This window comes from Candidatus Brocadiaceae bacterium (assembly GCA_012728835.1).
In the GTDB taxonomy this organism is placed as follows: domain Bacteria; phylum Planctomycetota; class Brocadiia; order SM23-32; family SM23-32; genus JAAYEJ01.
Window position 1 is genome coordinate 1 of the sequence record JAAYEJ010000038.1, and the last position, 15,375, is coordinate 15,375.

Here is a 15,375-nt window from a genome sequence, read left to right on the forward strand (position 1 = left end):
ACTGATCGAGAAGGTCATCCGCGGCGTGCGTTTCGCGGATGGTGTGGAAGTGCGAGAAGCAGCATGAATGGGCTCCCCGAAGGATACGTCATCAATTATCCATCAACAACATTTGACAGTATCTCGCCCGTTGTCACTGCAGACGGAAATGAACAGTGGGATTCACCGAGCGATAGTGTATCCGAGCGACGACTCACAGCGCCCTGCTTCCCTTAAGCTATGCAGGGCCGATCGAACCGAAATCCAGAGGTGCCATCGAGCCGTGAATGCTGAGGCCCGGCGCCTTCAGGGCACGCGCGTCGATTCGCGGATCCAGTCCAGGTATTCCTGGGAGCCGGCGATGATGGGGAGGGCGATGATCTCGGGGACCTGGTAGGAGTGCAGCTCCCGGACGCGCCGGCAGACGGCGTCGAAGCGGCCGCGCCGCGTCTTCATCAGGAGGAGCGTCTCCGACTCGCGCGAGACGGCGCCCTGCCAGTGGAACAGGGACCGGATGCGCCCGGCCATGTTGACGCAGGCCACCAGGCGCTCCTGGATCAGCGCGTTGGCGATCGTCTCGGCCTCGGCGCTGTTGCTGCACGTGACCATGACGACGATGGGTTCGCTCACGGGGTGCTCCTTTCGGGTGCGGGCCGGGCCCGCCGGGCGCGGCGCCGGCCGCCGCGGGCCAGCCGGACCATCATCCGCCGCCTGTGGCCCGGCGGGACGAAATCCCGGCAGTAGATGCGGAAGAAGCGCATGGCTTCGAGCGTCGAGACGGGCGCCCGAATCGAGCGGATCAGACGCCGAAGGTCCAGCGCGCACAGGGCGTCGCGCACGAACAGCGGCGTCCAGCGGCCCAGGCGCACGGCGCGGTGCACGCCGTCCATGAGCAGTTCCGGGGGACGGTCGTCCGGGGGGCGGCGCACCAGGACGTCGCGCGCGTGCAGGCCGGGGCGGATGTAGCCGGCCGCGTGGAAGCGGCGAACCAGGTGTGCGAGGGCGCGGGTCAGGGCGTCCTTCTGCCGGCGCGTGGCCGCCGCGCAGCCGGGCCGGCCGCGGCCGGCCAGCCCGTCGCTCAGTGGGACGGCGCCCTCGACCTCCTCGCAGAGCAGGAACTCGCGGCGCCGCGAGCCGCCGGCGATACGGCAGACCGGGAACGGCGCCGGCACGCCGCGCTGCCGCAGGCCCAGCAGGTTGTGCCAGACGCGCCGAGCGCGCGAGAGGCCTAGCAGCGACCGGAGCCGCGCGCCGAGCCGCCCCCGCGTCCGGAAGCGCGTGACGGTCAGGCGCCCGCCCGCGCCGTCCGGCACGGAGTTGACGACGCGTGACCGACGCCTCTGAAGTCGGACGGCCTCCGGTCCGGAGGCCATCCGGCGGGGGTCGCACAGCCGGGTGAACAGGTCCGGATCGCTCCAGACGGTGGCGATGCGGCCGTGCCAGGCGCCGAGCCGGAAGGGCCACGTGCAGGGCGTCTTCAGGAGGCCGGGGCGGCCGCGGCACGCGCCGCCGCCGTCGAGGACCTCCAGGCAGGCGCGGATGACGTCGGGGACGGCGATGGCCTGCATGCAGCGGGGGTGCGGGCAGCGGCGGCGCGTGCACGGGCGGCATTCGACGTCGGCGGTGACGACGATGCTGCGGCTGGTGAAGGGACCGGTCTGGACGGCGTCCTTCGGGCCGAAGAGGGCGACGACGGGCACGCCGAGCGCGCCGGCCATGTGCATGGGGCCGGTATCGCCGCCGATGAACAGGTCGGCGCGGGCCAGCAGGGCGGTCAGTTCGGCCAGGTTGGCGGTGGGCGGGGCGTTGACGGCCGGGCAGCGCATGTGGTGCACCAGTTCCTCGGCCACCTGGCGGTCTTCGGGGCCGTAGCTGACGACCACGTCGGCGCCGCGCCGTTCGATGAGGGCGTCGGCGACGCGGGCATAGCGGGCGGGGTCCCAGCGCTTGAAGGCGGCGAAGCGGCTGGTGCCGGGGTGGATGACCACCAGCGGCCCGCTGCCGAGGCGGCCGTTCAGCCCGGCGTCGACGGTGCGGCGCGCGGCCGGATCGACGGGCAGCACGGGGTCGGCGTACTCCGAGCGGATGCCGAGGGGCGCCAGCAGGGCGATGTCGCGCTCGATGCGGTGCACGCCGCCGCGCGGGGCGTGCACGCGCCGGTTCTGCACGAGCCAGTTGAACTCGCGGCTGATGCCGCGGTCGAAGCCGATTCGAAGCGGTGCGCCGGCGGCCCGCACGAGCCACGCGCTCTTGAGGCTGCTCTGGAAGTCCACGGAGGCGTCCAGGCGGCCCTCCCGCAGTCGGCGGGCGAGGCGGCGCATTTCCCGGCTCACGGCGTACCAGCGGAAGGGGTTGGCCAGCATGCGGCCCCAGGCCGTGCGGGGGATCAGGATAAGTTCATCGATGAACGGGTGCCCGCGCAGCAGCCCGGCGAAGCGTTCTTCGACCGCCCAGGCGATGTGGGCGTCGGGCCGGGCGCGGCGCAGCAGGCTGAGGGCGTTGAGCGCGTGCACGACGTCGCCGAGTCCGCTGAGGCGGATGCAGAGGATCCGGCCGCCGCTCTGCCGTTCGCATATGGTCATGAGCCGCCCGAGGACGAAGGCTGTGACGAGGCACGGGCTTCCGCTCTGAGCGCCTGCTGCACCCTGCGCGTTCGGGCCGCCAGGCCTGTGAAGGTCAGGTCGGTCTGGCCGGCCACGATGGTGTCCAGACGGTCGTTCAGCGGCGCGGTCCAGTGCCCGGGTATGGCCGAGGCGCCGAGCATGGCGCCCATGACGGAGCCGACGGTCGCGCCGTTGCAGTCGGTGTCGAGCCCGGCCATGACGGCCAGGGACACGGCGCGGGAGAAATCGCCCTCGCCCCAGAGCAGGGCCATCGCCACGATGGCCGCGTTGTTGATCGTGTGCACGCGGTGATAGCGGCCGAACTCCTCCAGGATGCGGTCGGTGGCCTGTTCGGCGCTCAGGCCGTCGTCGCGCCACCGAAGGACGCGGCCGATGGCCTCGCTGAGGCGCGAGCGGGCGGGGATTTCGGACAGGCCGAAGCGCACGACGCGGGCCGGGTCGTCGGTGGCGAACGCCGAGGCGACCATGGCGGCCACCCACATGGCGCCGTAGAGGCCGTTCTTCACGTGGCTGATGCACGCGTCCTTGTACGCCAGGCCGGCGGCCTCTTCGGGCCGGGCGGGGCAGGCATAGCCGAAGGCGTCGGCGCGGATCTGGGCGCCGATCCACTCCCTGCAGGGGTTGCGGTGCGTGGCGCTCTGGGGCGGCCAGCGTCCGGCGACGAAGTTCGCGTAGGCGGCCCGTTCGGCCGTGTAGGTGCAGGCATAGGGCAGGTGGCGGAGCCAGGATTCGGCGACGTGGCGGGGCGTGAAGTCGCGGCCATTCCGCTCCAGTATGCAGAGGTTGACGACGGTGTAGTCCATGTCGTCGTCGCGGAGGGCGCGGTCGAAGTTGCCGCGCAGGGCCGGGCGCTGATCCTCGGGCACGAGCCGGCCGCCCGCACCGGCGGCGGCGTCGGGCAGGTAGTCGGTCAGGTCGGCCAAACCGATGCCGGCCATCAGGTCCAGGATTCGCTCGCGCTGCCAGCCCTCAACGGGCTTGCCGAGCATGCAGCCGGCGGCGCGGCCGAGCCAGGCGCCGAGGGTCCGGTCCTCCAGGATGTCGTCCGGCAGGGGCACGGCGATGCGCCTGGGGCCGTCCGGGCGGCGGGCGCGGATTGCGGCCAGGTCGTCCGGCTCCTCGTAGGGGAAGCCGTCCGGAGGCGCCAGGCGGCTGAGCGCCTCGCAGAGGCTGCGTGCGCGTTGGAGCCTGTCAGGGGCGCTGTCGCGTTCGATCAGGTCGGCGCGGCGCTCCAGTTCCCAGGTGTCGCAGCCCTCGTCGGAGAGCTGGCGCATCTCTTCGCGGGCAAACGCAAGTAGTCCTTCGACCGTGTCGGCCATGTCGATCATCCCCGAGGGCGGGTACCTTGGTAGCACAAACACGACGGACCTGCAAGCCGACGCCCGGCTGCGAAAGACGATTGCCCCGTCGAACGCGAATTGTTACGCTGGTGATGCCGGCGACGGCCGACGGGTTCCCGAGGCGGGAGGACGATTCCATGGAGAAGCTGACGAAGGCGAGCGTCTGCCACGTGTTCTCGCGCGATACCGAGCCGGCGCTGCGGGTGCGCCCGGGGGAGGCTTTCTGCCTGGAGACCGAGGACGCTTACAGCGGCACGATCGCGAGTGCGGAGGACGCACCCTCGAGGGTGATCCGGACGAACCCGGCCACCGGCCCCGTCTTCATCGAGGACGCGGACCGGGGGGGCGTGCTGCGCATCGACATCGAGCGCATCCAGGTGCGCGACTACGCGGTCATGGCCGTGCCCGCCACCCGGCTGTTTCGCATCGGGCGCGAGGGGCTGCATCTATCGGAGCACGTGCAGCTGCCGCTCCGCCCCATGATCGGCGTGATCGGGGTGGCGCCCGCTCACCAGCCCGAGCCGACGACGTCGGCCGGGGAACACGGCGGGAACCTGTCCTGCCCGGAGGTGGGGGCGGGGTGTTCGGTCTTCCTTCCCGTCGCGTGCGAGGGCGCGCTGCTGGCGGCGGGCGCTGTGCAGGCGGCCATGGCGGACGGCAAGACGGCGGGGTGCGGCGCGGAGGTGTCGGCGGAGGTCACCTTGCGCGCACGCCTGGTCCGGCACCCGCTCCCGACCCCGAGTGTCGAGACGCCGGACGCGCTCGTGTTCCTCGGTTCGGCGTCCACGCTGGACGACGCCTGCGTTCTTGTGATCGAGAAGGCGACCGCCTTCCTCACCGAGCAGTTGGGCCAGGAGGAGGACGACGCGACGGTGCTGCTGGGGCTGGCCGGCCGGCTGGGGGTCTGCCGGGCCGTCGGCGCGCACAAGACGATGCGGCTTGCGCTGCCGAAGGCGGTGCTGGCGCCGCTGGGCCTGCAGGACGTGCCCGCGCTGCAGCGACGGCCCTCATCGCCGGCGCCATGACCGCCCCGGTCGACTGCGGCAAACGGACGGACATGCAGACGGATGCGAGCCGCGACGGGCCCGCGGCGGCCTGGAGTCAGGACGAGGCCGGCGGCCGCTGTGCCGGTGCCTGCGGACGGATCTCCTCGTTGTCGGGCATCTTCTCGCCCCACTGGAAGTCGCCGAGCACGGCCTGCGCGATGTTCGTCAGGTGGTCACCGATCTTCTCGTAGTAGTACAGGCAGTCGACGAAGGTCAGGCCGCTGTAAAAGTTGCAGTCGCCCAGGCTCAGACGCGTCAGGTGGTTCTGTCGGAACTCCCGCTGCATGGCGTTCAGCTTCTCTTCGCTGGCGAAGGCGGCCCGCGCGGCGTCCTCGTTGGACTCCTCCAGCGCCCGGACGACTGTCGCGCACATGCGCTCGACCTCGTCCCGCATCATCGCCAATTCCTGGAGGCCGGCCTCAGAGAACGGGAGCTGCGACTCGATGCGGCGCTGGGCAGCCTCCATGAGGTTCACGGCATGGTCGCCGATGCGCTCGATGTCGTTGACGCTGTGCAGGAGGACGGGCAGCTCGTTGGATTCGGTCGACCCGAGGCTCTCGCGGCTGACGCGGATGAGGTACTGCGTGATGCGGTTCTGAAGGTTGTCGATGGCGTCCTCCTTCTGCGCGACCAGCTTGAGCTCCTTCGGGTCGCTGTGGAAGAAGGCGTCGCCGGCGTTCCGCACGGCGCCGACGGCCAGGTCCATCATGCGCACGACCTCGCGCCGGGCCTGCTCCAGGGCGATGACGGGGGTACTGACCAGGCGCTCCTCCAGGTACTGGGGTTCGACGTGGATGACGTCGGCCTCGCCCGGCACCATGCGTTTCGCGATGGACAGCAGCACGCCCGGCATGCCGATGAAGATCAGCGTATTCACCACCTTGAACATCGTGTGGCTCAGGGCGATGTGAGCCATGACGGTTATCTCATTCAGGGGCCCGGGATAGATCGCCTCGATCAACGATGCGTATGACTTGTAGAAGGGCATGAAGATGCAGACGCCCAGGACGTTGAAGACCAGGTGTGCCCGGGCAGCCCTTCGCGCCTGCGTGTTGGTGCCGATGCTGGCAAGCTGGGCGGTGATCGTGGTGCCGATGTCGTCGCCGAAGACGATGGGAAGGGCCTGGACGAAGGTGATCGCGTTGCTCATCGCGAGCAGTTGCACGATGGCGATCGTGGCGCTCGACGACTGGACGACCATCGTGACGACCGTGCCGATCAGCAGGCCCATCAGCGGGTTGCCCGCGACTCTGATCAGCAGGTCCTTGGCTTCCTGGCTCTGCCCCACGGGGTCGAAGGCGTCCTTCATGAGCGCCAGCCCGAAGAACAGCAGGCCGAACCCGAGCAGCGCGGAACCCCAGTGGCGGCCGTTTCGCTTGGCGATGACGCTGACGGCGAAACCGATGCCGATCGCCGGCAGGGCGTAGTCCGTCACCTTCATGTGCTCCAGCAAGCCGATCGTCGAGACAAGCCACGCGGTAATCGTCGTCCCGATGTTGGCGCCCATGATGACGCCGATGGCCTGCTTCAGCGTCATCAGGCCGGCGTTCACGAAGCCGACCACCATGACGGTGGTGGCGCTGGAACTCTGGATGAGGCAGGTGATACCCGTCCCTGCCAGGACGGAGACGAAGATGTTGTAGGTGAGGATGCGCAGCACGCGCCGCATGCGATCGCCGGCGGCGCGCCGCAGCGCGTCGCTCATCGTGCGTATGCCGAGGAGAAACAGGCCGAGACCGCCGATGACAAGGAAGGCAATCCGATGAGGCTCCAAGCATCGTCCTCCGCGTCTGTCACTTCATGAGGCGCGCCGAGGCGTCCGCGTCACCTCTTGTCGATGGCCGCATCGCTTTCGGCCTTGCTCTCGTCCCACTCCCCGTGGAAGCTCGACGTGGCGCGAAGTCGCTCCATCAGGCTGTCGTACTCCGCCCGGTCCAGCGGCAGGTCGACCGGCCCTCCCTTCTGGGAGGACAGGATGATGGCGTTGGCGAGTTCCAGCGAGAGCAGGGCTTCCTGGCCGGGCGACAGCAGCGGCTCGCCCTCGAGGATGGCCCGCGCGAAGTTGCCCATGATGGCGCCCTGTCCCGTTGCGCTCTCGGGCACCTCGAGTTCCACCTTGTTCAGCTTCGGCGAGCCCCACATCTCGGTGTTGGTCCGGTTGAACTCGGTGATGGGCGGCTCGTAGCGCCAGAACTCCAGGTCCCGCCCCGTCAGGCGCAGCTTGCCCCGGTCGCCGGCGATCTCGATGAACCGCTGGCCCATCTCGCAGGTGGAGGCGTAGAAGTAGCCCGTCGCCCCGTTGGCATACTCCAGGGCGGCCTCGACGTGGTCCTCGACCTCGATCCGGTGCATCCTCTGGCTGCAGTGGCCCGTGACCTTCGCCGGCAGTCCGCTGAGCATGCAGAAGACGTCCATCAGGTGGGGGGCCTGGTTGAGCAGCACGCCGCCGCCCTCCCCGGCCCAGGTCGCCCGCCAACTGCCGGAGTCGTAGTAGGCCTGCGACCGGAACTCAGGCGCCATGAACAGCGTCCGGTGGATCTCGCCGATCTCGCCGGCTTCGACCAGTTGGCGGGCCTTCCGGATCATCGGCAGGGCCCGCATCTGGAAGTTGACGGCGAAGACCTTGCCGCTCTTGCGGGCGGCCTCGGCCATGCGCTCGGCCGCGCCGATCTCCACCCCGACGGGCTTCTCGCTCAGCACGTGCAGACCGGCCTCGAAGGCCTCGATGGCCAGCGTCGGGTGGAAGTAGTGCGGCGTGGCAATCAGCACGGCCTCCACAAGACCCGAGGCGATCAGGTCGCTGCCGCTCTCGAAGTGCCGCACGCCATACTCTTCCCCGACCGACCGCGCGCGGGCGGCGCGGATGTCGGCAACGGCCGTCAGTTGGACCTCTTCGACCTCGGAGATCTTCTTACAGTGAGACGTCCCCATGCCGCCCACGCCGATCACGCCCAGCTTGACCGTCCCCGCCATTGCTCCGTCCTCGATCCTTGCCGCCGGTAGAGAGCCGAACCGCTTCGGAGGGCCCGACCGCCACTGTTGTACCCGGCGGGCGACGCGCCCGCAACCGAAACGCACCCTCCAGACGCGGGACGTGCGCACGCGTGCCGGTCCCTGTCCGTCCGCGTGTGTCCGTGCCGGCACGAACGACCGGAACGGTGGGCGGCGGAGGATGGTAGCCCCAAGGGGATTCGAACCCCTGTTACCGGATTGAGGGTCCGGTGTCCTGGACCGGGCTAGACGATGGGGCCACGCTGCGAGAGAGTGTGGCTGAGGATCCAGGATTCGAACCTGGAACGCCTGATCCAGAGTCAGGTGTGTTGCCGTTACACCAATCCTCAGCGCTCCCCCGAGTATACACCGAGCCGGCACCCGGTTCAAGGCAACGGCGTGCCCTCGGCTCGCCGGGCCGCCCGGTCCGCCGTGCGGAGGATCGCTCCGCCGGCGCTGTGCCGCGCGTGCGGCGCCAGGTCCAGCACCTCGCGCGCGAGGCGGCCGGCCTCCTCCACGCGCCCGGCCCGTATGTGCTCCGCCACGGCGTCCGAGGCGTACCTGACCACGACGTGGCGCAGCAGCGGGTTCTGCGGCCACCAGCGCGCGGCATCCCGCACGATGGCATAGGCTTCGTCCGCGCGGTCACGGGATGCGGCATCCCGTGCCTGGCTGATGGAGACCTTCTGAACGTACCAGCGGGGGCTGAGCTGCAGAGGCAGGATCCGCCAGACCGTCCCGTGCAGCACAGGCCCGAGCCCCAGAAGCAGCACGGCGGCGAACGCCAGCAGGCGCTGGGGCCGGACGCCGCAGGGGGCGCCCAGAAGGTCGTCCGTCCCGGCGGGTTCGGCCGAAGCGCGGCCGGCCCGGCGACGAAGGCCGAGCAACGCGCAGGCCGTGAGGACGACCAGGCCGCCAAGCGTCGCCAGGAGCCCCACCCGGAAGCTGCGGGGCCGGAACTCCAGGACCACCTCGTGCCGCCCGGGGGGCAGCCGCACGGCCTTGACGGCGACGTTGGCCCGCAGGAGCGCGGCCGGGCGACCGTCGACCGTGGCCGTCCAGCCGGGATAGTGCTGGTCGGCCAGCACGACGTAGCCGGGGCGCGACAGCTCGGCGGCCAGGCGGATGCGGTCGCCGTCGTCTCGGATGATCCGCACGGATTCGTCGGCGCCCTGTGTGCCGTCGTCGAGCCACAGGGGCGGTTCCGCGTCGTCGTGCAGGAGGATCCGCTCTCGGGGGTCGAAGCGCTCCGCGTCGCGCAAGATAGCGCCCGCGCTCCGGTCGTCGACCGCGCGGGATGCCCGGTGGACGATGCAGGCACGCGGAAGCGCCCGGGGGTTCTCGAAGATGTGCACGTCGCCGATCCGGTCGACGTGCGTAAATCCGCCCGGCAGATCGGGCGTCGGGGTCAGGATCCAGCGGACGTTCAGCAGATCGAGCGCCGGCGAGATCGGCACCTCTCCCAGCGTCGCCGGCACCAGGCGCATCCCGAGCAGGGCCTTGAGCGCGCGGGTCTGGAGCGGCGAGAAGCCGTTGACCGACGGGATGCCCCAGAGCATGTTGACGTTGTGCGGCAGGCGCTCGAACGAACGGGCGTAGAGGCGGGGCCGCACGGCCCAGCCCTGGGAGTCGGGGAAGAGAGCAGGCGGCTGCGCGGGGTCCACGGCGTCGTAGATGCGGTGCCGCAGTATGCGCCCGGGCGGCAGCGCGCGCACCGCCTGCGCAAGCGGGGGAGGAACGGAGTAGAGCGTCGGCGCGGTGACGGCATTCGAATCGCGGGCGGTCCAGGCCAGCTCGCCGAAGATGAGGGCGCACAGCAGGCCGGCAATCACGAACGACGGCGCAGTGCGCCGGGCCGCCAGGAGGACCAGGCCCGTGCCGGCGATCGCGGCCAGGGCCCGGCGGGTCATGTCGGCGGGCAGGGTGCCGTGGAAGTAGTTCCAGAGGTGCTCCAGACGCGCCGGGCTGAGGGGGAAGGCCCGGGCCAGACCCTCACGACTCAGAGAGGCAAACCGGCCGGTCGCAGCCCACGCGATGACCAGGGCGGTCGCGCAGAGGGCGAGCGTGAGGCCGGCGGCCCGGAGGGCGCTGCGCCGGACCCGCCGACGGTCGGTGCCGTGCAGGAGGGCGTCCAGCCCCATGCCGGCCAGCACGGCCACGCAGAGCGCCGTAACGAAGGCGAACCGCGAGGGCAACCGCGCGGAGCGGAAGATGGGCAGGAGCGAGAAGACCGCGCGGATCACGCCGCTGGAGCCCATCGCAAACAGGAACGAGAAGACCCCCAGGCCGGCGAAGAAGACGGCCCGGCGGCTCCGGTCTGCACCGACGGCCACGAAAGCGAGCAGAAGGGGCACAACGCCCATGAACAGGGTGATCTCCGCGTAGAGCCCCGGCTCGACGGCGCCCCAGTAGCCGGCCAGGCCGGGGCTGCCCCAGTAGTGCGGCAGCAGGAGCGTCATCAGATTCCCTGGGACGCCGGGGTCGGCACCGGCCAGGGGCTGAGCGTCGCCGGCGCGCATGCTGCGGCCGACGAGTTCCAGGAGCGGCAGGAGCTGGGCGCCGGCCAGTGCTGCGGCCAGCAGGCCGGCCAGGGCAAATCCGACGAGGAGCCCGGCCACCGTCCGCCGGGAACCGCCGGTGGCTTCGATCAGCCCCAGGCGCCAGACCAGGTAGGCGCCGCACGGAAGCACGCAGTAGAGCGTGTACTGCGGCTGGGCGCCCAGCACCAGCAGTGCGGTGGCCGCTGCGAATGCCGACAGGGACAGGGCGTGGCGGCGACGACAGGCCAGTTCAATGAGGACCAGCAGCAGGGGCAGGTAGCTGACGCCGACGACGATGTTCGTGTGGTGGGCGTGCGCGATCACGGGCCCGCAGAGCATGTAGCACAGGCCGGCCGCGACGGCGCCCGCGCGGCCGACGCGGTGGACGCGTGCGAGCGCGTAGGCGAACGCGCCGGCCAGGAAGAAGTGCAGCACGGTGTAGTAGTTGTACGCTACCCACGCGGGGAGGAACCGGAACAGGACGAGGAATGGCGGATAGAGCGGGTTGCCCTGGCTCTCGGCCAGCAGGGGGAACCCGCAGAACAGGTCGGGCGTCCACAGCCGCAGGCGGCCCTGGCGCAGGCCCTGGGCGAAGAAGGCGCGGAAGGGGTAGTTCTGCAGGGCGTGGTCGTAGTGGAAGAAGACGCCGCGCAGTGCGACGGCCTTCCGGAAGAACAGCCCGCAGGCCAGAAGCAGCACGAACAGCGGGCCGAGTTCGCGCCGCACGGCGGATCGTCGGTCGGTCGGCCACCCCATGGTGCGTCCGCCAAGGGGCATCTTCGATGCCGGGGGAAGCTCAGCGTCCACGTTACGGGACCTGAACGACGACCTTGCCGCTGCCCTGGTTCCCGCGGGCATCGGCCGCGGCGAAGACGAACACGTGCTCGCCGGGCTCCAGAACGTCCGTCTCGTGGCCGAAGGCCTCCTCGCGCGCGTCGAGCATGGCGTCGTCGGGGAACACGGGCTGCCAGTCGTCGGCGTTCTGGCTGACCTCGATCTTGGTGATGCTGCTCAGCTCGTCGCGCACCGTGCCGGTGATCCGGAAGGACCCGTCGGGCCGTCGGATGGCCCGGAGGTCCCGCACGGCCGGGCCGCGGTTGTCGATCAGCACGGGGATGGACACGCGCTCGTCGGTCAGGGCCTCGGGGCCGGGTCGCGCGAGGCGGTCGCCGGCGACGAGTTTCAGGACGTAGAGGCCGTCGGGCACGCGGGACGTATCCCACACGTGCGGCCCGTCGGCCCGCACGTCCTCGGCGACGAGTCGCCATTCGGTCTCGTCGAGTGCGCGGCAGTAGAGCGTGTAGATGAGTTCGTCCTCGTTCGGGTCGGCGGCCTGCCAGCCGACCTGGCGCAGTGACGGCGGCGTCTTCTGTTCATCACGAGAGGAGGAGTTCGAGGGCCGGCGGGGCCGGCCGCCCTCGCCCTGCGCTGACTTGCCGAGCACGGACTGGCCGTCGACGAGCAGGTCCTCGATGCGCGGGCGCCGGTTGTCCTGCAGGTAGCTGATGCCGACCTCGACGAGGCGCGGCCCGTCGACCCCGGGCGCGCCGCGCAGCTCGGCGGCGAACTGCGCGAACCGGCCGGCGGGCCGGTCCAGTGCCTCGCCGTCGGGGTCGGCGGCCCAGGGGGACCAGTCGCTCCAGTGGTCGTCCGGCTCGCTGCTGTTGCCCGTGCGCACGCGCACGCGGATGTCCGACCCGATGCCGCCGGCGACGTGCCGCCACCAGAGGCGCCCCCAGCGGGACAGGTAGGTGGCGTCGAACGGCTTGCTCAGGTAGGTGCCCGTCCGGCGCATGCCCGGCCGGAGCCGGAACAGCCCGCCGGGGCTGCCGGTGCCGACGATCACGCCCTGGGCCCCGGCCGCGACCATGGCGGTCACGTGCGCGGCGTCGAGTTCGGTGACCACGCGCGAGACGGGGCTCGGCCCGACGCCGAACACGCGGCCGCCCGCGCCCGTGCCCAGCAGCACCTGCTCGCCCATGGGGGCCAGGCTGAGCATGAAGACGCGGTCGATGCGCAGAAGCCGCTCCGCCCCGCGTTCCGGCAGGATGCGATAGAGACTGTTGAAGGCACCGGGCGGGCCTGCGGCCGGTGGCGGCGTCATCGGCGGCGGGTCGTGTGCGTCGGCGGAGCCGGCCGGCGGACCGGGCCGGGCCGATTCCTCGCCCTGCGCCGTGCAGGCATACAGCCGGTCCTCGGCGTCCAGGTAAAGGGCGTGGACCTCGTCTTCGTCGGCGTCGTGGATGAGCGTGGCGCGGCCGCCTCCATCGACGCGATAGACGTAGCCGTCCGTGTCGGTCCCCACGTACACCGTGCCGTCCGGCGCCACGGCCAGGCACATCAGGTTCTTCTGCTTGAGTTCCAGAAGGGCGGCGCCCTCGCCGGCGCGGTTGAGCCTGTACAGCTTGCCGGTCGGGCCGGTGGCGCAGTAGATCTCGCTGTGCGGCCCCAGGGCCATGTCCCACACGTATGCGGCCTCCAGGTCAGCGAAGGTGGTCACGCGCCCGGCGCGGCTGATGCGGTGGATGATGCCGTTCGGGCCGGTGCCGGCCAGGACGCTGCCGTCCGGAAGCGCCAGAACGCTCAGCACGACCTTCTGGTCGCTCGTGTGCAGCAGCTCGGCACGGCGGTCGCGCACGGCGTAGACGGCCGGCGGACCGACGGTGGCCGCGTAGACGGTGCCGTCCTCCCCCGCCGCCAGGTCCCAGACGAACTCGGCCGTCAGACCTTCGATGTCCTCGCGCTCCGGAGCCAGCTCGACCTCGCCGGTCGAGCGGACCGAGACCCCCTGCAGCTTCCCTTCGGCGAACTGCTGCGCCCCGGCCGTCGACCACGTCATGCCCACGGCGCCGAGCGCGATCGGCAGCGGCGGCAACAGGGCGATCGTCATGAGCAGCAGGCATCGTCGCATCATTGTCCCCCGGAGGCCGTCCAGGCGACGGCTTCTCGTTCCTTGACGGTGAGGGTGAGAACCAGCGCGCCCTCGATCACCCACGGCGTCTGCACGCGCTGCACGATGTCGGTCACCAGGGGCCGGCTGCGGCCCGCCCCATCGCTCTGCGTGAGGATGCCGCGCGCCGACGGCGGCAGGGCCGGCATGGCCGCGCCGTCGTAGCGGAGCCCCTCATCCATGACGGAGGCCCTCAGGACCAGGTCGCGGTTGGAGCCGGGCTGCGTCAGGCTCCCGATCAGGTCCTCCAGGGACCTGGGGTCGTAGAACCCGGGGTCGAGGCCGCGCTCGATCATCCGGTTGGTGACGGCGTCGCAGACGAGTATCTGCAGGGTGCTGCCCGGCCGGGCCGTCTCGGGCACGTCGAGGGTGAGCGCGCGGGTCTCCTCCTCGCCTCTGTACTGCTTCAGCCGCACGTGCACGGTGGCCCGTCCGCCCGGGGCGACGCGCGTGCGGTCGACCCAGGCGCCTTCGATCAGGGCGCTCTCGAAGCCCGGTCGGACCTCCACCTCGTAGTCGACGCTCTCGATCTCCACCTCACGATACGGGTTCAGGAGCAGGGCGTCCAGCGGCATGGCCACCAGGTCGAGCGCGGGCAGGACGGCCGAGGAGTCGGTGTAGGCGTTGCGGAGCACGAGCGGCTCGGTGCGCCCCTTCAGGCGGACCTCCGCCCGGGCGTCCAGCGTGCAGGGCGAGCCGTCGCCATCCCAGCGCTGACCGCTGTAGTACAGGGCCATGAAGGTCAGCATCGGGGCGGTCGCCCAGTAGCCGGCCACCCGGTAGTTGTACTGCTGGTCGACCGCGCCCCGGATGCGCACCGTGCACGGAAACGTGGGCGCCTCCTCGCCGAGGCGCGCGAGGATCGCCGGCTCGCAGTCCTGCACGATGCGGCCGATCGCCCTGCCGGCCGACGCCAGCTTGAACGACCTCATCGACGACGGCACGATCGCCTGCACCTCGCCGAGCACCAGCGGGTAGTCGGCCTGGCCGCCGCCGAACATGGGGTGGCCGAACGCCAGGGCGTGCTCGTCGTCGAACCAGGTGAGCGTGCCCATCCCGCAGACGTCCATGTCGCCCGTGATGAGCCCGGCGCCCACCGTCATGCCCGGCTCCAGGTCCGGCGCCTCGGCCGCGCCGGTGCCGGTCACCTGGACGGGAAGGAAGCCCGAGCCGTCCAGCATGGACCGCACGAAGGAATCGGCCGCCAGGCCGCCCGTCATGCCCAGAGGCATCGGGAGGGGCTGGATGAGGGGGTCGACGCCGGCCGGCAAGAGGCCGGCCGGGGCGGCGCCCCCGCTCGGGGTGGCGAAAACCGTCGTCAGGGGAGGCACCATGAGGCGGACGGCGGCCTCCTGCACGGCGGCGCGCAGTCCGCCGTCCCCCGGGGGCGAGGACACCGGAGCGGCCAGGCCCCGGGCGCGTTCCCGCTGCACCCGGCGCGCCTGTTCCCGGGCATCCGCGTCGGCACGTCGGTCGATCTCGCGCACGGTCAGCATGTCGACGAAGGGCGTCACGCCGGCCAGGGGAATGGAGGTGAAGGTCCAGCCGTAGGCAACCGCGCCGAGCAGCTTGCCGTCGATGTAGACGGGGCTGCCGCTCATGCCGGCGATGATGCCGGCTTCGTCGATGACCGGGCCGCTCATGCGGATCAGCACCAGGTCGCCCTTGGGGAAGTACCCGGCCATCCGGCCGAGAACTTCGAACTCAAACCGCTCGGGCCGCATGCCCTTCAGCGTGGTCATGCCGTAGCCCTTCATGCCGGTACGGACGTCGGCAGGCGGCATGACCTGCGGCCCCGCCGCCGCCGCCCCGGCCGAGACGGCCGGCATCGCAAGCAGCAGCCCGATGAGCAGACACGCGGTCCTGCGGAGCACGGCGGCGGTCCTACGTTCGGTCATGTCCACC

General features: G+C 71.1%; 9 protein-coding genes and 2 tRNA genes. 1 reads left to right on the forward strand and 10 read right to left on the reverse strand.

Annotation, left to right across the window (positions count from 1 at the left end):
- Positions 1-285: 285 nt before the first annotated feature.
- The 3 genes from GXY85_05690 to GXY85_05700 are packed head-to-tail and all read right to left on the reverse strand — an operon-like array spanning position 286 to position 3,922.
- Entirely contained in the window at positions 286-588 is a 303-nt protein-coding gene (locus tag GXY85_05690) for a divalent-cation tolerance protein CutA (GenBank protein ID NLW50323.1), read from the reverse strand.
- 17 nt (positions 589-605) lie between these two features.
- Positions 606-2,561: a hypothetical protein gene (locus GXY85_05695; protein ID NLW50324.1), complete on the reverse strand. Its 1,956-nt coding sequence runs from the start codon at positions 2,559-2,561 to the stop codon at positions 606-608.
- The gene (locus tag GXY85_05700; protein NLW50325.1) at positions 2,558-3,922 is read right to left on the reverse strand and encodes an ADP-ribosylglycohydrolase family protein; all 1,365 of its coding nucleotides are present in this window, start codon (positions 3,920-3,922) and stop codon (positions 2,558-2,560) included. The genes GXY85_05695 and GXY85_05700 overlap by 4 nt, the downstream gene beginning before the upstream one ends.
- A gap of 158 nt (positions 3,923-4,080) precedes the next feature.
- Here GXY85_05700 and GXY85_05705 point away from each other — a divergent pair, with 158 nt between their 5' ends.
- The gene (locus GXY85_05705) at positions 4,081-4,968 is read left to right on the forward strand and encodes a hypothetical protein (protein NLW50326.1); all 888 of its coding nucleotides are present in this window, start codon (positions 4,081-4,083) and stop codon (positions 4,966-4,968) included.
- A gap of 76 nt (positions 4,969-5,044) precedes the next feature.
- On the opposite strand, the gene GXY85_05710 is transcribed toward GXY85_05705, so the two are convergent.
- From GXY85_05710 to GXY85_05740, 7 genes are all read right to left on the reverse strand, one after another.
- A complete protein-coding gene (locus GXY85_05710) occupies positions 5,045-6,763 on the reverse strand; it encodes a Na/Pi cotransporter family protein (GenBank protein NLW50327.1) in 1,719 nt (572 codons plus the stop codon).
- Positions 6,764-6,813: 50 nt separating this feature from the next.
- A complete protein-coding gene (locus GXY85_05715) occupies positions 6,814-7,962 on the reverse strand; it encodes a Gfo/Idh/MocA family oxidoreductase (protein NLW50328.1) in 1,149 nt (382 codons plus the stop codon).
- A 200-nt stretch (positions 7,963-8,162) separates the two neighbouring features.
- Positions 8,163-8,240, reverse strand: a tRNA-Glu gene (locus GXY85_05720).
- Between the two features lie 16 nt (positions 8,241-8,256).
- A tRNA-Gln gene (locus GXY85_05725) sits at positions 8,257-8,330 on the reverse strand.
- 36 nt (positions 8,331-8,366) lie between these two features.
- Positions 8,367-11,276 (reverse strand): YfhO family protein, encoded by a 2,910-nt coding sequence (locus tag GXY85_05730; GenBank protein NLW50329.1) that lies wholly within the window; start codon positions 11,274-11,276, stop codon positions 8,367-8,369.
- Between the two features lie 52 nt (positions 11,277-11,328).
- Complete coding sequence (locus GXY85_05735; protein NLW50330.1) at positions 11,329-13,431, reverse strand: hypothetical protein; 2,103 nt, start codon at positions 13,429-13,431, stop codon at positions 11,329-11,331.
- On the reverse strand, positions 13,431-15,368 hold the full coding sequence (locus GXY85_05740; GenBank protein NLW50331.1) for a hypothetical protein: 1,938 nt from the start codon (positions 15,366-15,368) through the stop codon (positions 13,431-13,433). The genes GXY85_05735 and GXY85_05740 overlap by 1 nt, the downstream gene beginning before the upstream one ends.
- Positions 15,369-15,375 lie beyond the last annotated feature (7 nt).